The sequence below is a fragment of the Streptomyces sp. NPDC026062 genome (assembly GCF_055568375.1).
The window spans coordinates 1-15,613 of the sequence record NZ_JBVHOQ010000050.1 but is presented as its reverse complement, the minus strand read 5'-3'; the positions used below and the strand labels follow the sequence as shown (position 1 = coordinate 15,613).

The 15,613-nt window shown below is 71.1% G+C and carries 19 protein-coding genes and 1 tRNA gene; 4 read left to right on the top strand and 16 right to left on the bottom strand.

Annotation, left to right across the window (positions count from 1 at the left end; translation table 11 throughout):
• Positions 1-31 precede the first annotated feature (31 nt).
• Together ACZ4LX_RS32805 and ACZ4LX_RS32800 are read left to right on the top strand one after the other, a co-directional pair.
• Positions 32-556, top strand: coding sequence for a hypothetical protein (locus tag ACZ4LX_RS32805; protein ID WP_467650565.1), 525 nt, complete (start codon positions 32-34; stop codon positions 554-556).
• A 67-nt stretch (positions 557-623) separates the two neighbouring features.
• Entirely contained in the window at positions 624-1,052 is a 429-nt protein-coding gene (locus ACZ4LX_RS32800; RefSeq protein WP_467650566.1) for a hypothetical protein, read from the top strand.
• A gap of 164 nt (positions 1,053-1,216) precedes the next feature.
• Here the strand turns inward: ACZ4LX_RS32800 and ACZ4LX_RS32795 are convergent.
• The 4 genes from ACZ4LX_RS32795 to ACZ4LX_RS32780 all read right to left on the bottom strand — a co-directional run bounded on the left by ACZ4LX_RS32795 (position 1,217) and on the right by ACZ4LX_RS32780 (position 2,919).
• Positions 1,217-1,301, bottom strand: a tRNA-Ser gene (locus tag ACZ4LX_RS32795).
• Between the two features lie 78 nt (positions 1,302-1,379).
• Positions 1,380-1,892 carry a tRNA adenosine(34) deaminase TadA gene (tadA, locus tag ACZ4LX_RS32790; protein ID WP_467650567.1) on the bottom strand — a complete coding sequence of 171 codons (513 nt, stop codon included), beginning with the start codon at positions 1,890-1,892 and terminating at the stop codon, positions 1,380-1,382.
• A 9-nt stretch (positions 1,893-1,901) separates the two neighbouring features.
• Positions 1,902-2,456, bottom strand: a complete 555-nt coding sequence (locus ACZ4LX_RS32785; RefSeq protein WP_467650568.1) for a tRNA adenosine deaminase-associated protein — start codon at positions 2,454-2,456, stop codon at positions 1,902-1,904.
• Positions 2,457-2,703: 247 nt separating this feature from the next.
• Positions 2,704-2,919, bottom strand: coding sequence for a hypothetical protein (locus tag ACZ4LX_RS32780; RefSeq protein WP_467650569.1), 216 nt, complete (start codon positions 2,917-2,919; stop codon positions 2,704-2,706).
• 103 nt (positions 2,920-3,022) lie between these two features.
• Here ACZ4LX_RS32780 and upp point away from each other — a divergent pair, with 103 nt between their 5' ends.
• On the top strand, positions 3,023-3,658 hold the full coding sequence (gene upp, locus ACZ4LX_RS32775; protein WP_467650570.1) for a uracil phosphoribosyltransferase: 636 nt from the start codon (positions 3,023-3,025) through the stop codon (positions 3,656-3,658).
• A gap of 188 nt (positions 3,659-3,846) precedes the next feature.
• Here the strand turns inward: upp and ACZ4LX_RS32770 are convergent, their stop codons facing one another.
• From ACZ4LX_RS32770 to ACZ4LX_RS32740, 7 genes are all read right to left on the bottom strand, one after another.
• Positions 3,847-4,443, bottom strand: coding sequence for a LytR C-terminal domain-containing protein (locus tag ACZ4LX_RS32770; RefSeq protein ID WP_467650584.1), 597 nt, complete (start codon positions 4,441-4,443; stop codon positions 3,847-3,849).
• A gap of 148 nt (positions 4,444-4,591) precedes the next feature.
• Complete coding sequence (locus ACZ4LX_RS32765; RefSeq protein ID WP_073736427.1) at positions 4,592-4,888, bottom strand: type II toxin-antitoxin system VapB family antitoxin; 297 nt, start codon at positions 4,886-4,888, stop codon at positions 4,592-4,594.
• Positions 4,889-5,162: 274 nt separating this feature from the next.
• Positions 5,163-5,783 carry an HhH-GPD-type base excision DNA repair protein gene (locus ACZ4LX_RS32760; protein WP_467650571.1) on the bottom strand — a complete coding sequence of 207 codons (621 nt, stop codon included), beginning with the start codon at positions 5,781-5,783 and terminating at the stop codon, positions 5,163-5,165.
• A 200-nt stretch (positions 5,784-5,983) separates the two neighbouring features.
• Positions 5,984-7,231 carry an RNA polymerase sigma factor gene (locus ACZ4LX_RS32755; RefSeq protein ID WP_467650572.1) on the bottom strand — a complete coding sequence of 416 codons (1,248 nt, stop codon included), beginning with the start codon at positions 7,229-7,231 and terminating at the stop codon, positions 5,984-5,986.
• Positions 7,228-7,641, bottom strand: a complete 414-nt coding sequence (locus ACZ4LX_RS32750; protein WP_467650573.1) for a YciI family protein — start codon at positions 7,639-7,641, stop codon at positions 7,228-7,230. The genes ACZ4LX_RS32755 and ACZ4LX_RS32750 overlap by 4 nt, the downstream gene beginning before the upstream one ends.
• 157 nt (positions 7,642-7,798) lie before the next feature.
• Complete coding sequence (locus tag ACZ4LX_RS32745) at positions 7,799-8,095, bottom strand: hypothetical protein (RefSeq protein WP_467650574.1); 297 nt, start codon at positions 8,093-8,095, stop codon at positions 7,799-7,801.
• Between the two features lie 269 nt (positions 8,096-8,364).
• The gene (locus tag ACZ4LX_RS32740; RefSeq protein ID WP_467650575.1) at positions 8,365-8,958 is read right to left on the bottom strand and encodes a TetR/AcrR family transcriptional regulator; all 594 of its coding nucleotides are present in this window, start codon (positions 8,956-8,958) and stop codon (positions 8,365-8,367) included.
• A 276-nt stretch (positions 8,959-9,234) separates the two neighbouring features.
• Here ACZ4LX_RS32740 and ACZ4LX_RS32735 point away from each other — a divergent pair, with 276 nt between their 5' ends.
• Positions 9,235-9,792 carry a hypothetical protein gene (locus ACZ4LX_RS32735; protein ID WP_467650585.1) on the top strand — a complete coding sequence of 186 codons (558 nt, stop codon included), beginning with the start codon at positions 9,235-9,237 and terminating at the stop codon, positions 9,790-9,792.
• A gap of 106 nt (positions 9,793-9,898) precedes the next feature.
• Here ACZ4LX_RS32735 and ACZ4LX_RS32730 read toward each other — a convergent pair whose 3' ends face one another.
• From ACZ4LX_RS32730 to ACZ4LX_RS32710, 5 genes are all read right to left on the bottom strand, one after another.
• A complete protein-coding gene (locus tag ACZ4LX_RS32730) occupies positions 9,899-10,807 on the bottom strand; it encodes a hypothetical protein (protein ID WP_467650576.1) in 909 nt (302 codons plus the stop codon).
• Positions 10,804-12,864 (bottom strand): hypothetical protein, encoded by a 2,061-nt coding sequence (locus tag ACZ4LX_RS32725; RefSeq protein ID WP_467650577.1) that lies wholly within the window; start codon positions 12,862-12,864, stop codon positions 10,804-10,806. The genes ACZ4LX_RS32730 and ACZ4LX_RS32725 overlap by 4 nt, the downstream gene beginning before the upstream one ends.
• On the bottom strand, positions 12,861-13,769 hold the full coding sequence (locus ACZ4LX_RS32720) for a hypothetical protein (protein ID WP_467650578.1): 909 nt from the start codon (positions 13,767-13,769) through the stop codon (positions 12,861-12,863). The genes ACZ4LX_RS32725 and ACZ4LX_RS32720 overlap by 4 nt, the downstream gene beginning before the upstream one ends.
• 135 nt (positions 13,770-13,904) lie before the next feature.
• Entirely contained in the window at positions 13,905-14,591 is a 687-nt protein-coding gene (locus ACZ4LX_RS32715) for a Crp/Fnr family transcriptional regulator (protein ID WP_467650579.1), read from the bottom strand.
• Positions 14,592-14,995: 404 nt separating this feature from the next.
• Complete coding sequence (locus ACZ4LX_RS32710; protein ID WP_467650580.1) at positions 14,996-15,406, bottom strand: VOC family protein; 411 nt, start codon at positions 15,404-15,406, stop codon at positions 14,996-14,998.
• Positions 15,407-15,613: the final 207 nt, after the last annotated feature.

The window sequence follows — 15,613 nt, the reverse complement described above, 5'->3', positions numbered from 1 at the left end:
CCCGGAAGAATGAACGCGAGATGGGGGAACGATGCTTTCCAGGAAAATTCCGGTGGCGCTGGCGGGGGCTCTGGCCGTGACCGTCCTGTCGACAGGGGTCGCTGTGGCCGCGGACGCCGTCCCGATGTCGGAGTACTGCAGGCCGGGCACCAGGGCCATCGTCTCGAAGAACATCGCCAACACCCGGGACGTGAAGTACCGCACCTCGGTCACGAACAGTACGAGTCGCGCGAAGTCGTTCAAGTTCACGTCGAAGCGGGGCGGGACGACCAAGTTCGGCGTCTCCATCACCATGACCGCCTCCCTCAAGGCAGGAGTCTTCGCGAGCATCGAGGGCTCGATCAACGGCAGTGTGGAGAAGTCCATGACTGCCGAGGTCGGCGAGGAGGTCTCCGGCAAGGTCAAGGCGCACTCCACCATCAAGGGCGACTTCGGCAACTTGAAGGAGAACGTGTCGGGGTACACCGCCTACCAGTACAGCAACTGCACGTACGGCAGGAAGACGAGCTTCAAGGCCTCGGCTCCGTACCGGACCAACTGGCGGGTGTACTACTGATGCCGGAGCGACGCCCCGTGCTCGGCCGGCGCCCCGCAGCGGGCACCCGGTGACAGCGAGGAAGGCGATGCGCGCAAGAACGGTATCCGCGCTCAGCGTCCTCCTGGCGGCTCTTGCCGCCACGGGGTGTCAGGCGTCTCCCCCGGGTGAGGGGAGCCCCGGGGGAGCGACGCGGTCCGCCGGGCCGACGGCGTCGCAGTCCCTGAAGCTGGAACAGCTTTCGGGGAAGAAACTCCTCGTCCCGGAAACCGGTGGCGCGGTGGGCGTGGAGCTGCCCGAGTTCACGCCGCCCCATGCGTCCTACACCGTCCACTTCGTCTGCTCGGGCAGCGGCCAGGTCACCTTGCGGGCCAACGGCAAGAAGTGGATCAGTTACCCCTGCGACGGTGTGGAGAACGTCGCCGAACAGATCACGGACAGGACCCCGCAGGCCGTCTCCCTCACCCTGTCAGGCAAGGCCCGCTGGAGAGCGGCCGTTGCCGACGGATCCCTCTGACAGGGCCGGGGACGGGCAGGACCGTCACGAACCCCCCCCGGGCGCCCATGAGGTACCCCTCAGGGCGCCCGGGGGCCGGATGCCACGCGTGCGCAGCGGCTCTGCCGCAGCGCACGCAAAACACCCCCCTGACCGTGTTTCCACTGATCAGGAGGGTGTGAGAGCGGTAGCGGAGGGATTTGAACCCTCGGTGAGTTTCCCCACACTCGCTTTCGAGGCGAGCTCCTTCGGCCGCTCGGACACGCTACCGAGAGAGAGCTTAGACCATCTCGGCCGTCCGCCGAAATCCGATTCCCGGCAAGCCCGCGTGAGCGCGGGGGACGCAGGTCAGCGGTCGCGGAAGAAGGCGGTCAGGAGGGCCGCACAGTCGGTCTCCAGGACGCCGTGGATCACCTCGGGGCGGTGGTTGAGCCGGCGGTCCCGTACGACGTCCCAGAGCGAGCCGGCCGCTCCGGCCTTCTCGTCCCGGGCGCCGTAGACGACCCGGCCCACGCGGGACTGCACCAGGGCGCCCGCGCACATGGTGCAGGGCTCCAGGGTGACGACGAGCGTGCATCCGGACAGCCGCCACTCGCCGAGGACGGCAGCGGCCCGGCGCAGCGCGAGGACCTCGGCGTGCGCGGTCGGATCGCCGGTCGCCTCGCGTTCGTTGTGGCCCGTGGCGAGCGGGGTGCCGTCCGGGGCGAGGACGACGGCACCGACCGGCACATCGCCGGCCGCCGCCGCCAGGGCGGCCTCGTCCAGGGCGCGGCGCATGGGCGCCCGCCACGGGTCTCGTACGGGATCGTGCGGGGGGTGCTGCGCTGGGGACGGGTGGTGCGGGTGTGGTGCTTCGGTCACCCGCGGACCCTAACGGACGGTCTCCAGGACCTCGGCCGCTCCCAGCGCGTCCGCGATCTCGGCCAGTGCGTCCGTCCGCAGCATCAGCAGCTCCGCCTCGGGAAGCCCGAGGTCGGACAGCACCCCGGTCTCACCGAGCGGACCCGCCGGTACGGCGTCGGGGTCCGGCCCGTCGTCATCGTCGGTGTGGTTGGAGTTGTCGGGGGAATGCGGCTCGCCGTCCTCCGTACCGTCGAGGCCGACGAGCTCTTCGAGGGCGGCAATCGAGTCCTCGGCCCCGGGTTCGCGGCCGAGCAGTTCATCGGTGAGCAGGATCTCCCCGTACGAGGAGCGGGCGGCGGCGGAGGCGTTGGAGACGTAGATACGCGGGTCCTCCTCACCGTCCACCCGGACGACGCCGAACCAGGCGTCCTCCTGCTCGATGAAGACAAGCACCGTGTCCTCGTCCACCGAGGCCCCACGGGCCAGATCCGTCAGATCGGACAGGGTCTCCACATCGTCGAGATCCGTGTCGCTCGCTTCCCACCCGTCTTCGGTGCGCGCGAGCAGTGCGGCGAAATACACCGTGACTCTCCCACTGGTCTTGGAGCCCTCGTTCGGATCAGGGCGGAACAGGAAGCGGGATCCGATCCCAACGAGAGACCCTGGATGTGCCGGTCCGGCGGGAGGCCAGCCGGTGGTCCGGCTGCCCTGCGTCCCGCCCATCGGAATCGTGGCAGAAACGAGGGCTCCGCGAGAGCAGTTCCGACGTTGCGTCGGCCATCACTTCTCTCCGGCGCCGCCACCCGGGGGCCCTCCACCGGCCGGACGGCTACCAGCGAAACGTCCGCATCCGCATGGCCTGGCGCATTCTGGCGGCCTTGACCCGGCGCGGCTGGACCCGGTCACGGAGCGCCTTGGCCTCGTGAAGCTCGCGGAGGAACTGGGCGCGCCGCCTGCGGCGCTGCGCGTCGGTCTCCGGCGCGTCCCGCGTGTCCTGCGGGTCCGGTCCGTCCGGTCCGTCCGGCTCCGGCTTCGCGTCCGGCATTGGCTCGTCACCCCCAGGCTGGGTCCGTATGCCCCCACCTTCCCCCCGAACGTGCGGTTGATGCCAGCGCACAGGTACGGGAGGCGCGGTTACTGTTGACGGCATGCGGATCCACGTCGTCGACCACCCGCTGGTCGCGCACAAACTCACCACCCTGCGCGACAAGCGCACCGACTCCCCGACCTTCCGGCGCCTCGCCGACGAGCTGGTCACCCTGCTCGCGTACGAGGCCACCCGCGATGTGCGCACCGAACAGGTCGACATCGAGACCCCGGTGACACCCACCACCGGAGTGAAGCTGTCGTACCCACGGCCTCTGGTCGTGCCGATCCTGCGGGCCGGCCTCGGCATGCTCGACGGCATGGTGCGGCTGCTGCCGACCGCCGAGGTGGGCTTCCTGGGCATGATCCGCGACGAGGAGACGCTTCAGGCGTCCACGTACGCGACCCGCATGCCGGATGACCTCTCGGGCCGCCAGGTGTACGTCCTGGACCCGATGCTCGCCACCGGCGGCACCCTGGTCGCGGCCATCCAGGAGCTGATCAAACGCGGCGCGGACGACGTCACCGCGGTCGTGCTGCTTGCCGCGCCGGAGGGCGTCGAGGTGATGGAGCGCGAGCTGGCGGGGACGCCGGTCACCGTGGTCACCGCCTCGGTCGACGAGCGGCTCAACGAGCACGGCTACATCGTCCCGGGCCTCGGCGACGCCGGGGACCGGATGTACGGCACCGTCGGCTAAGGGTGTCCCGGGCCCGTCCGCGGGCGAGGGACCGGCCCGGTCCGGGGCCGGAGTCCGGCACCGGACCCCGCGGGCCCCGCATGAAACGAACCGGACGAGCGGCCCTGGGGCCATGCCCGGACGCAAAACGGCCGGGGCGGCGCTCTTCGCGCGCCCCGGCCGCTGTGCTGTGCCCGCCTCGTCAGCCCTCAGCAGGAGGACGGCGCCGGTGCCGGCTTCGTCAGGGCGGTCAGCGCCCCGGCCGCCGCCTGCGGCGTGCTGAACGCCTTGAACTTCGTCCCGATGATCAGGTCGACGTCCGTGCCACGGCGGGCATCGGTCTTCGTCGCCGCGCCGGGAAGCTGCGTGCCGAGCACCGGGAACGTTCCGTTGACCGAGGTCGGAGCGCCCAGCAGTATGCCGGCCCCGGGCACCTTCTTGTCGTACGCGGCGGTGGCATTGCCCACCTTGCCGATGGTGAACCCGCGCTTCTTCAGCTCGTCGGCCGCCGCCTTGGCCAGTCCGCCACGCGGTGTCGCGTTGTAGACGTTGACCGTGATCTTCGCGGGCTTCGGCAGGACCTTCGCGGGCGCGGACGGCTCGGCGGTCGGGCAGTCCGCCTTGCGGTCGGCGGCGCTGGCCTGTTTGTCGCCGCCCGTGAAGACATCGATGAGCTGCAACGTGCCCCATCCGGCCAGCCCGAGGGCGGCCACGGAGGCGATGGCCGTGAGGACCAGTCTGCTGCGGCGGCGGGAACGCCTCATGCGTGGGTACTTGTCACCCGTGATGCGGTACTTTCCGCCCATGCCGGGGGGAGTGAGCATGCTCATGGGCGCAGCGTAGTGCGACCCGGGGATGATGACTATTTGATGATCGGCGCCTCGCACCCGTCCGAGTGCGAAAGTGCACTCGAACGAACCCTGACGGGTAGTCGAACGGGGCGGTGAGGGTGGGTCAGCCGAGTTCGAGCACGCGGGCGTGCAGCACCTGGCGCTGCTGGAGCGCGGCGCGGACCGCGCGGTGCAGCCCGTCCTCCAGATAGAGGTCGCCCTGCCACTTCACGACGTGCGCGAAGAGGTCGCCGTAGAACGTCGAGTCCTCGGCGAGGAGCGTTTCGAGGTCCAGCTGGCCCTTGGTGGTCACGAGCTGGTCGAGGCGGACCGGGCGCGGCGCGACATCCGCCCACTGCCGGGTGCTTTCCCGGCCGTGGTCGGGATAGGGCTGCCCATTTCCGATGCGCTTGAAGATCACACGGAAAGCCTACCGGTCAAGGGCCTCCGGGCGCAGCCATGGGAGGGGACTGCGGTGCCGTCCGCGGAGACATATAGGCGTTCATTCCGGAATTGAGGCTGTGATGAACGGGGCGACCGTGCGGGCGGTGTGGCGTGGGAGGGGGCGCACCTGGGAGTGCGGAGGGTGGTGCGCGCGGTGGCATGGCCCGATGGGGACACGCCTGATGCGGGCGGCGACCGATGGGGGAGGGGGCTGGTGGGGGAGGAGGCCGGGCCGGCCGGTCCGGAGCAGGTCACCTGCCCTTGGCCGCCGCCTTCGCCGCCTTCGCGGCCTGTTTGGCCTCCTGCTTGAAGGCGCGGACCTCGGCGAGCGACTCGGGGCCGGTGATGTCGGCGACCGAGCGGTGCGAGCCTGGCTCCCCGTACGGTCCGGCCGCCTCCTGCCAGCCCGGCGGCCGGACACCGAACTGCTTGCCCAACAACGCCAGGAAGATCTGCGCCTTCTGGGTGCCGAACCCGGGCAGGGCGTTGAGCCGTCTCCGCAGCTCCGCCCCGGTCGCGGCCCCGGTCCACACCGCGCTCGCCTCGCCGTCGTACTGCGCCACCAGGAACTGGCACAGCTGCTGCACCCGCTTGGCCATCGAGCCCGGATAGCGGTGCAACGCGGGTTTGGCGGTGAAGAGTTCGGTGAACGCCTCGGGGTCGTACGCGGCGATCTCATGGGCGTCCAGATCGTCCCCGCCCATGCGCTGTGCCAGTGCGTACGGTCCGGAGAACGCCCACTCCATCGGCACCTGCTGGTCCAGCAGCATGCCCACGAGGGCGGCGAGCGGGCTGCGCGCGAGAAGCTCGTCCGCCTCCGGCTGCTGAGCGATCCGGAGGGTGATGTCTCGGCCCTTGTCGCTGTTGGTCATGGACCCGATGATTGCCAGCCGGGGATGCGACGGCCAGTGAAACCACCGCCAGTGCGACGGTTTGAAGCCGTTTGCCGCTATTTTGTATCTTTTGCATTTATTCTGCCGCTTCAACGAGCCATGACTTATGACCTATGACCCATGACCCACGACTCACGAGTCATCGCTCAGGGCGACGATGCCGTCGGCCGAAGCCCGGATCAGTCGTCGAGGCGGTCGGCCCGGCCGTACAGGTAGCGGGCTTCCGGGAGGCTCAGGGTCCCGGAAGCCGCCGAGCGGTAGGCGGCGCGGGCCCCCTCCGTGTCACCGGCGCGTTCCAGCAGATGGGCGCGGACGGCGTCCAGGCGGTGGTGGCCCGCGAGCCGGTCCGCGAGGGCGTCGGCCTCGGCCAGTCCGGCCCGGGGCCCGTGGACCATGGCGACGGCGACGGCCCGGCTCAGCTCGGCCATCGGCTCGGGGGCGATACGTACGAGGATGTCGTACAGCGCCAGGATCTGCGGCCAGTCGGTGTCATCGGCAAGGGCGGCCTCGTCGTGCAGCGCCGCGATGGCCGCCTGCACCTGATAGGGCCCGGCCGACCCCTCGCGCAAGGCCTCCTCGACCAGAGCGGTGCCCTCGGCGACGGCTGCCGTGTCCCATCGGGTGCGGTCCTGCTCGTCGAGGGGGATCAGTTCGTCGTGCGGTCCGGTGCGGGCGGCGCTGCGGGCATCGGTGAGCAGCATCAGCGCGAGAAGCCCGGCCACCGCGCCGTCCCCCGGCAGCAGCCGACGGACCGAACGGGTCAGCCGGATCGCCTCCCGGGCCAGGCCGGCACGGTGCAGGGAACGTCCCGAGGTCGCCGTGTAACCCTCGTTGAAGATCAGGTAGAGCACCTGGAGCACGGCCGCGAGCCGTGCGTCCCGCTCGGCGGGAACCGGCTGGACGAAGGCGGCGCCCCGGACCTTCCGCTTTGCCCGGCTGATCCGCTGGGCCATCGTCGCCTCGGGCACCAGATGCGCACGGGCGATCTCGGCCGTGGTCAGCCCGCCGACGGCCCGCAGGGTCAGGGCGACCTGCGCGGCCGGGACCAGATCCGGATGGCAGCACAGGAAGAGCAGCGTGAGGGTGTCGTCCTCGGACGGCGCCCGGCTGCCGCCCGCCACGGGTTCATCGGGCGCCGGCGCGACGAAGGCGTCCCGGGGCGTGAGTGCGGCCGCCGCCTCCTCACGCGCGCGCCGGGCGTCGTCGCTGCGGAGCCGGTCCACGAGCCGCCGGGACGCCACCCTGATCAGCCAGCCACGCGGATTGTCCGGTACCCCCTGCTCGGGCCACTGCCGGGCGGCGGCGATCAGGGCCTCCTGCACCGCGTCCTCGGACGCGTCGAAGTGCCCGTACCGGCGGACCAGCGCGCCGAGGACCTGCGGGGCGTGCAGCCGCAGCAGGTCCTCGACCTCGGTCGTACGTTTCACACATCGCCCCCGCCGCTGTCGATGGCCCGGACGACCACCGGACGGACGGGCGCCCCGGCGGGTGCCGGGCACTGCGTGACACGTGCGGCGATCTCGGTGACCCGTTCCAGGCTCTCGCATTCGAGTACCCAGTACCCGGCGAGCACTTCCTTCGTCTCCCCGTAGGGGCCATCGGTGATCACCGGGCGGCCGTCGTCACCGGCGGTGACGAACCGGGTCTTCGCGGGTTCGACGAGTCCTTGGGCGTCGATGAGCTCACCGCTCTCGGCGAGGTCGTCGTTGACCGCGCCCATGAACGTGAACATGGCCTGCACGTCCTTCTCGCCCCAGGCCGGATTGCCGGCGGACGCGTTTCCGCGCATCGCCTCGTAGTCGGCCTGCGAGCCCTGCACCATCACCAGGTACTTCATGATCCGCTCCCTCTGCGTCCCGGCCGCCCCTCGCGGGCGGCTCTCACAGGGGACGTCGGAGCGGGGCGACGGTTCTCGACACCGCGCCGGAGAGTTTCCCGGGAAACGCCGAGAATTCCCGGAACGGCCCAGGCCCGTTCCGGGCGGATTGCGTGGCTCAGCCCTGCCGCAGTGCGGCGAGGCCCTTCTGCATGTCCTCGGTGTTCATGACCGGCTGGATCTCGATGGTCGCGCCGAGCCCTTCGAAGAGCGGCTCGGCGATGGAGGGCAGCACGGAGCTGTCCTGCATGTCGAAGACGAAGGTGCAGCAGCGCTTGCCCTCGCTGGGACCGAAGTAGGCCGCCTCCGGCTTCAGGCGTTCCGCGAGCGACTGCATGATCGTCGGCAGGGTGCCGTTCTTGACCGCTTCGCCGGCGAGCCGGGTGTCCAGTTGCGCCCGCAGCATGACCCTCATGGTGTGACTCCTTCCGTCCGCGTCACGCCGGGACCGTCGCGGATCCGTCCGCGCTCTGCCGAACCCCGGCGACATCCCGCTCAGCGTCACCGCGAGGGGCCGGGGCAGCCAACATCTCGTCGACCGTTCGGGCTGGACAGCGGCGCCGGGCCGGCCGGCCGGTGACTTCGGGAGCGGCTGGCGGGGGGCGAGGTGGGGGGAGGCGAGGTGGGGCGAGGTGAGGGGAGGTGGATGAGGTGAGGCGGATGAGGTGAGCGTGAAGCAGCGGCTCAGGCGCCGCGTGCCCGCAGAATTCCCTCGACGCCCAGGAGGAAGGTCTCGGAGACCAGTTCCGGGTCGGTGAGGCAGCCGGCGGCCATGGCGCCGTCGCGGAGCATGACGAGGTGCCGGCCGGCCTCGTCCGCGGGATCGTCGCCGACCTGCGCCAGCAGCCCGGTGACCGTTTCCAGGAACCACTGGCGGTGGGCCAGGACGGCTTGGTGGATGGGGTGGGCGGGGTCGGGATACTCGGCTACCGCGTTGAGGAACGCGCAGCCGCGGAATCCGGGGCCCTGGATGCCTCCGGTGATGAACCGGCCGATCGCCCGGACCGTGTCGGCCGCCGACTGCCCGTCCGTCCGGGCTGCCTCGATCCCTGCCCGGATCCCCCGGTCGGCCTGGTCGAGATAGGCGAGGACCAGATCGTCCTTGCCGGTGAAGTGCCGGTACAGCGTGGCACGGGTGACCTGCGCCTCCGCGATGATCCGGTCGACGCCGACGGAGTGGATCCCCTCCGCGTAGAAGATCTTGGTTGCCGTGCTGAGCAGCCGCGCGCGTGCCGCTGACGTGCCGCCGCCCCCTGTGCCCCCTGTGCCCTCACTCATGCGGTCAGCGTACTTCACCCGTGAGGGAGAACGTTCGTTCTTGACAACGGTCGAATCCGGCCTTTGACTGTGGGTGATTCGAAGAGACCGAACGTTCTCCCTCACGATGAGTGGTGCCGTCATGGCTCTCCTCCGCGAACAACCCGCCGTCACCTTGCCGTGCTGCTGCCCGCCGCCGGGTGCCGCTGCTGCCCGCGTTGCGGCCTTCGTCCTGAACGGGAGCACCCGATGACCCGACAGACCGATACCGGCACGCGCCCGCCGAAGGGCACTTCCATGGACATCCGCGTCGGGACCGCCCCCGCCGGAGTCCCGGCAGCCCTGCGCAAGCTGTACTTCCTGCGCTTCGCCTTCCCCGCCGTATGGGCCGTTCTGCTGTTCATGACCGCCGGGCCACTGGGCGCGCTCACGGCCACGCTGCTGGTGATCTACCCGCTGTTCGACGTGGCGTGCGCGGTCGCCGACCTCAGGTCCGCCCGCAGGAACAGCCGGCCGTTGCGCGCCCTCCACGTGAACATCGCGCTCAGCGCCCTCACCGCCATCGCCCTGGCCGTCGCGGCCACCTCCGGCGTCCCGGCCGTCCTCCGGGTCTGGGGCGCCTGGGCCGTCACCGCGGGCATCGTCCAGCTCGTCGTGGGCGCCGTCCGGCGCCGGCTCGGGGGCCAGTGGGCCATGATCGCCAGCGGCACCATCTCCACCCTCGCCGGCGCCTCGTTCGTCGCCCAGGCGGACAAGACCGGCGCCTCCCTGGACAACCTGGCCGGCTACGCCTTCCTCGGCGGCGTCTTCTTCCTCGTCTCGGCCCTCCGCCTGGGACGCGCCCGTACGGACTGAGCCCCGTGGTTCCCGCGCCGACGGCCACCGCCGGAGCCCGCGACCACCGACGTGGAATGCCCCGGCAGCGCGGACGCACGAGGTCCGGTGGCGGCGCGGGCAGCGGTCACCGGGGCTCCTCGTACAAGCCGTTCCCCTCCCTCGCCGCATCGGTGTGGCCGATCCTGCGCAGCACCTCGTCGCCCTGCGGGACCCCGACATCGCTCAGGACCCGTGCCATGTTGGCACCGACGAAGCTCCGGTCCTCCGGTGTCAACGACTGGAGCGCGGCCGCGAGGGTGTGTTCCCAGTCGTTCCGGTCGGCGAGCAGACCCCGATGGGCCACCGTCCAGTCGAGCACGTCCTTCGCCTCTTCCGGCCGGTGCAGCAGCCAGAGGGCCGCAAGGCCGACCGGGCCGCCGGCGACGACCTCCCGGTAGAAGCGGTAGGCCTCACGGTGGGCCTCGCCGAAGCCCGACGGAAGAGTGGGGGCCGCGCCGGTGCCGGGAGTGGGCAGGAGCGCGGCCGGCGGATCGAGGAACCAGTAGGTGAGACCGGAACCGTCGATCACCCTCGGCCGGCCGGGAGGCTCCACCTCGGTCGTACCGAAGTGGGACGGCGGCGTCCGCAACGGGTCGGGGACACCGGGCAACGTGGCGTTCCCGCTGATGTGGTCGACGACCAGTTGCCGGGCCCGCTGCTCGGTGAGCCGTTCCCTCGCCGCGACGACCGGATTGCTGACCTTCCAGACGACTCCGTAACGGGCCGGGGCCTTCGGCGGCCGCCGCGGGATGTCGACCGACATCCGGCGCTCCGCGAGCGAGACCCACACGATGTCGAAGAACTCCCCCTCACGCACCTCGCGCCGGGTGGGCCGTGGATAACCCCAGTAGTCACCGTCCCGGGGCGGCACCAACGCGTCCTCCCCGCCGTCCGCGAGGAACACCAGGGCCCGGCCCTCGGGGCCCCCGAACCGGAGACGGAACAACTGCCAGGCCGCGGAGGAGTCCAGCGGCGAGATGAGCGGGCCGGTCATGAGGCGGGCCTTTCCGTCGAAGCCGTACGGGAACGGTGGTGACGCAGGACGAAGCGCAGGACGCCCCGGTGAGTCCGGGCCGTCGCGGCGAGATCGGCGAGAAGGCGCGGGAAGGCGGTCCGCCGCCGCGACTCCGGATCGCGCTCGATCAGGATCAGGGCCGCCGCCACCGCTTCGTGGGTGGCGGGGTCGTCCAGGGCCGCGGCCACGAGGCCGCGGGCCCGCTCGGGGTGGACCGCGAGCAGGTCGGCGAGACGCACCCGCCGAACGCCCGGCGCCCCGGGCATGGGGAAGGAGTCCTTGCTCATCGATTCGACGGCGTGAACGGCCAGACCATGACGTGGCGTACCGGGGCCGGATCCCTGCCACCCCCGCAGGAGGTCGAGGACGGGGGCGTGGTTGGCGTCCTCCGAGAGGAGGGTGCTGAGAGCGAAGGACACGGCGGTGCGCAGGGGCACCTCCAGAGTCTCGCCCGTTCTGTCGAGCACGCTGTCCAGGAGCTTCAGGGAGGCGGCGGGGCGGGTCAGGCCGTAGCTGCCACCGCAGGTCTCGGCCACGGTGCAGCGGAGAGCTACGGGCGCGGCCCGGCTCCACTGCCGCAACTGGTCCCGTACCACTCCGGTGAGGGCGGGGTGCTGGACCATCTCCCCGAGGGTGTTGGCCACCAGGCGGCGGCGCCAGCGCTTGTCCGACGCTGCGAAGGGGTACAGCTGGCGCAGGGTGTCCGGTCCGGTCGCGTGGGCCAGCACCTTCCCGATGGCCTCGCCCGTCGCCAGTTCGGCGCCGAGGTGAGGGGGAGCCTCGTCCAGGCTCTTCCACAGCAGCTCCGCCATACCTTCGTACTCCAGCCAGAGCGACCGGAGCAGGGCGTCCGACCGGTGCCGTCCGGAGAAGCCGACCGGCTGGACCGGATAACGCTGAGCCGTTCCGTACCGGCGCGGCAGCAGGCGTGCTCCGACCGCCGCCAGCCGGTCCTCGAAGGCCGGCCCGAGCAGGTCGTGCCGGGCTGCCGCCCCTTCCTCGCGCCGAGGTTCCCCGGTGATGGCCGGTGCCGGGCCGCCGCGGCCGTCGATGTGGGAGCGCAGAATCGCGCCGAACCGTTCGACGACCGTGCGGTCCTGGCCGGGAAGCAGCGAGATGGCCGCCATCAGCGAGATCCGGTCGGCCCGGTCGCGTGCTTTCGCGAGCGCTTCGCGCGCCGCCGCGGGGCTGCCGGTCCGCAGGTCGGCGAGTACGGATGTGGCCGGCCTCCCCGCCACGACCAGATCGCACAGCCCCTTCGCCACCGCGACACCGTCCCCCGGCAGCGGGTGGGCGTCCAGATGGGCTGCGAAGTCCGGTGCGGCGAGATGCCGCAGAGCGTCGGCCTCCTGCGCGGTGGTGAGTTCACCCGCTTCGGCCATGGTGCTCAGGTACCTCACGGCCACCTCGGCGGGTGGCGGCGGGTGGTGCTCGACCTGCCAGGGCAGCGTGTCTGCCGGCAGCGCCGTCTCCATCCGTACGGTGACGACCAGATGAGCGCCCGAGCGGCTCAGCAGCGAGTCCAGCGCGGTGAGTCCGACTTCGCCGAGCGCGTCGGCGGCCTTCGGGGACAGACCCTGGAGCAGATAGCCGCGTGGCTCCTTGGGGCGCCACCGGGACAGGTCGTCGAGCGGGTCCAGGCCGGTGATGCCGTCCGCCCCGTACCGCTCCGCCAGCAGCGCGAACGCGGACGTGCCCGCCCCCGCGCCACTCCCGGCCCTCAGAATCAGGAGGTGGCGGTCCAGCACCTTCCGGCACCGGGCGTGGGTCGGTGGTTCGACGAACCCGCGCAGCCGGTCGCGCACTTCGTCCGCAGGGTACGCGCCCTCCCGGAGACGGGGCCTGCCGATGCGCTCACTGACGTCCTCGTCGGGCGGGACGCCGATGAACACGTTGGCGTCCCCCGAGATCGTGCCCATGAACGCCATTCCGTGGTCTACCCGTTGCTGGTTGCCGCGGTAGGAGCCTTCGGGGCCGGGACCTCCTTCGGGATCCTCGCCGTCCCGGCCGGGGGAAGGGTCCGCACCGTCGCTCACCGGGGGTCCCCGGCGCCGCCGACCCGCTTGTCGCCCGAAACGTTGTCGCCGCCGCCCCAGTGCTGGTTGGTGCCGTGGTACGTGGTGGATTCACCGGTGTACGTGAGGTCCCGCCCGACGCTCCCCATCACCGCGGCACCCTTGCCCACGTGCTGCGAGTTGCCGCTGTAACGCGTACCGGGTGTGGTGGCCGGGTCCTGGTCCCGGTCGGTGGAGGTGCCGGCCGGCGCCACGGACTCCTCACGCGGTCGCACACCGGCCTGAAGGAGGTTCCCGGACGGCGACGGGACATACAGCCAGGCCCGCTGCGAGAAGTTCTTCCCCTCGACCGTGGCCGGGACCTCCACACAGCGGTCGGGGTGCAGTCCGGTGTACCCGCCGAGCACGACGTCCTCGTAGACCCGCTGGGAGACGACCGCCGCCAGGTGGGTGATCTGCTCGCTCGCGGCGGTCAGGATGGCCTTGACCGGACGGGAGTCCAGCAGCCGGTGGGTGTCGTTGCGGGCGGTGCCGTTGCCGTCGCCGGGACGGTCCTCGTCCGGCAGCGGTCCGACGTGGACGCTGGCCCGGAGGCGGATGCGGGGGCCCACGCACTGCTTGTTGTAGGCGCCGAGGGTGTCGTCGAGTACATCCAGGAACGGCCAGAGGACGAAGGGCAGCAACGCCGGATCGAAGCCGAACACCACGCCGTCCCCGGTGTTGGCCGGAAACCTCTTGGCCTCGCGCAGTTCGTGGAGCCCGGCCCGGTTCAGCGACTGGTCGACGAGCTCGGGGATCAACTGGCTCACCGGACCGTGCTGCACGGCGGGAAGGCCGGTGAAGTCCTTTGCGTCGACGGCGAACAGGGCGCGGTAGGGAGGCAGTGGACGGCTCTCGCTGTACGGAGCGGGGACGGGGCTGGACATGCGTGGTCTCCTCGTGGAGGGCGGGACGGATACGAAGGCCGGTGGCCGGCTGATTCGAGGTTCCGTCGGTTCCGTCCACCCGACTGCACAGCGCAGGGCGGTTCGCGGGTGTCCCACGTCACAGCGTGGACGTGCTCACCGAGCCGGGGGTGGCGAGAAGGACGGCACGGGCGTGGTTCCCGAGCCGGTCATCGCCCAGCCGCGCAGGGCGTCCATGTCCTTGATGACGATCGTTCTGCGGGCTGTCTCCACCGCCCCGGACTCGCGCAGCCGTTGCAGTCCGGTGATGACCGCGTTGCGCGTGACCCCGGTTGCCTGGGCGATCTCCTCCTGGCTCAGTCCGGTCAGCCGTACGGCCTCCGATTCCCTTCCGGGTGCGGTGAGTTCGGCCAGTCTCAGGAGCGCCCGCGCCAGCCGGGCGACCAGCGGAAGGGTCAGCAGTTCGGTGCGGTGTGCGTCGGACTCCCGTAGCCGGGAGAGAGCCTGGCGCATCAAGTCCATGACGAGCCCGCGCTGTTCGATGAACCGGCGGAACCGCGCGGCTTCCAGCACGACGGCCGTGCAGGGGGTGAGCGCGACCACTTCGGCCGTACGCGTGGTGCCGTGGAAGACGGACACCTCGCCCAGCAGGTCGCCCGGCCCCCGGAAGGCGAGCCAGGTGACGGCCCCGCCCGGCTCCCGGCACACGACCTTGGCGAGCCCGTGGGTGAGAGCGAGCAGGTGTGTCCCCGCGGACCCCTGCCTCAGCATCACGCTGCGCTCACGGAAGGTGCGGGTCGCCCCTTGGCCCCGTAGCTCGCGCCAAGTCTCGTCCGACAGCACCCGCGCCGCCTTCCCCGTACGCCCCGCACACTCCCCAGGCGGCCCCGCTGCCCCTACGCGACGTGAGCCGCCCGCCTCCCATGAGTTCTACGCCGCCCTCGACCGCTTCTCCCGCTGTTCGGGCGACTTTGTCCGATAACGGCTGCCGCCCGAGCGCGGGAAGGCGGGAGGGACGAGCGCGTCCTGGAAGCGGGGTGCGGGGTGCGGGGTGCCGCGGCAGACCTGCCCGCCGTGCCGGGTCCCGTGGCACGCCGGGAACGGACCCGTGCCCGGCCGGCGGCCTGTGTTCTTCCTCGTGTTGCCCGGGTGGAGTCCCGAGGGGGTGGGCGCAGCGCCACATAACACCTGCCCAGGTCTCGAAGCGGACCGATTCTTCGAGACCTGGAGCCGGGCCGGGACAGCCCTCAGCCGCGCTCGGGCCAGACCGGGGCCTGATCGACCCAGACGACACCCTTGTTGCGACAGAGGCAGAAGGGGTGGCCGACCGGGTCCGTGTAGACCTGCCAGCCGTAGCCCTCGGGACCGATGAAGTCCTGCTTCAGAGTCGCGCCGAGGCCCACGACGCGGCGCTGCTCGGACTCGATCTCGTCCACTTCGAAGTCGAGGTGGAACTGCTTGGGGTGCTCGCTGTCGGGCCACTGCGGAGCGCGGAAGTCGTCCACCCGGATGAACGCCAGCTCGATCTCGCCGAACCGGATGCCGGCCCATTCCTCCGAGCTGTCCTCCTTGACCGGGCGGCCCGTCACCTCGGAGTAGAAGGAAGCCAGCTTCATCGTGTCCGGACAGTCGATGATGAAATCGGTCAGTCGTAGCATCCCGCGATCTTGGCACAAGCTCCTCGTCACGGTGGCCGTCGGCGTACGGGGTGCCCCGGCGCTCCTGGGGCGGGCATCTTTCCGGGTATCTCACTCCGTGGGTCGAGCGCAGCAGTGAGCCTTTTTCAACGTGGCTGTGGCGGTGAGGTGTTGGAGGTTGCCGGCTGTACGGAACGACGAAGCTCCTGGTAGACGGGTTCTCGACCA

What these genes read in the sequence shown, in the direction of transcription:
- ACZ4LX_RS32805 (WP_467650565.1), top strand. Translation starts at nt 32, where the DNA reads ATGCTTTCCAGGAAAATTCCGGTGGCGCTGGCGGGGGCTCTGGCCGTG.
- ACZ4LX_RS32800 (WP_467650566.1), top strand. Translation starts at nt 624, where the DNA reads ATGCGCGCAAGAACGGTATCCGCGCTCAGCGTCCTCCTGGCGGCTCTT.
- ACZ4LX_RS32780 (WP_467650569.1), bottom strand. Translation starts at nt 2,919, where the DNA reads ATGCCGGACGCGAAGCCGGAGCCGGACGGACCGGACGGACCGGACCCG.
- upp (WP_467650570.1), top strand. Translation starts at nt 3,023, where the DNA reads ATGCGGATCCACGTCGTCGACCACCCGCTGGTCGCGCACAAACTCACC.
- ACZ4LX_RS32770 (WP_467650584.1), bottom strand. Translation starts at nt 4,443, where the DNA reads ATGGGCGGAAAGTACCGCATCACGGGTGACAAGTACCCACGCATGAGG.
- ACZ4LX_RS32760 (WP_467650571.1), bottom strand. Translation starts at nt 5,783, where the DNA reads ATGACCAACAGCGACAAGGGCCGAGACATCACCCTCCGGATCGCTCAG.
- ACZ4LX_RS32750 (WP_467650573.1), bottom strand. Translation starts at nt 7,641, where the DNA reads ATGAAGTACCTGGTGATGGTGCAGGGCTCGCAGGCCGACTACGAGGCG.
- ACZ4LX_RS32745 (WP_467650574.1), bottom strand. Translation starts at nt 8,095, where the DNA reads ATGAGGGTCATGCTGCGGGCGCAACTGGACACCCGGCTCGCCGGCGAA.
- ACZ4LX_RS32740 (WP_467650575.1), bottom strand. Translation starts at nt 8,958, where the DNA reads ATGAGTGAGGGCACAGGGGGCACAGGGGGCGGCGGCACGTCAGCGGCA.
- ACZ4LX_RS32735 (WP_467650585.1), top strand. Translation starts at nt 9,235, where the DNA reads ATGGACATCCGCGTCGGGACCGCCCCCGCCGGAGTCCCGGCAGCCCTG.
- ACZ4LX_RS32730 (WP_467650576.1), bottom strand. Translation starts at nt 10,807, where the DNA reads ATGACCGGCCCGCTCATCTCGCCGCTGGACTCCTCCGCGGCCTGGCAG.
- ACZ4LX_RS32720 (WP_467650578.1), bottom strand. Translation starts at nt 13,769, where the DNA reads ATGTCCAGCCCCGTCCCCGCTCCGTACAGCGAGAGCCGTCCACTGCCT.
- ACZ4LX_RS32710 (WP_467650580.1), bottom strand. Translation starts at nt 15,406, where the DNA reads ATGCTACGACTGACCGATTTCATCATCGACTGTCCGGACACGATGAAG.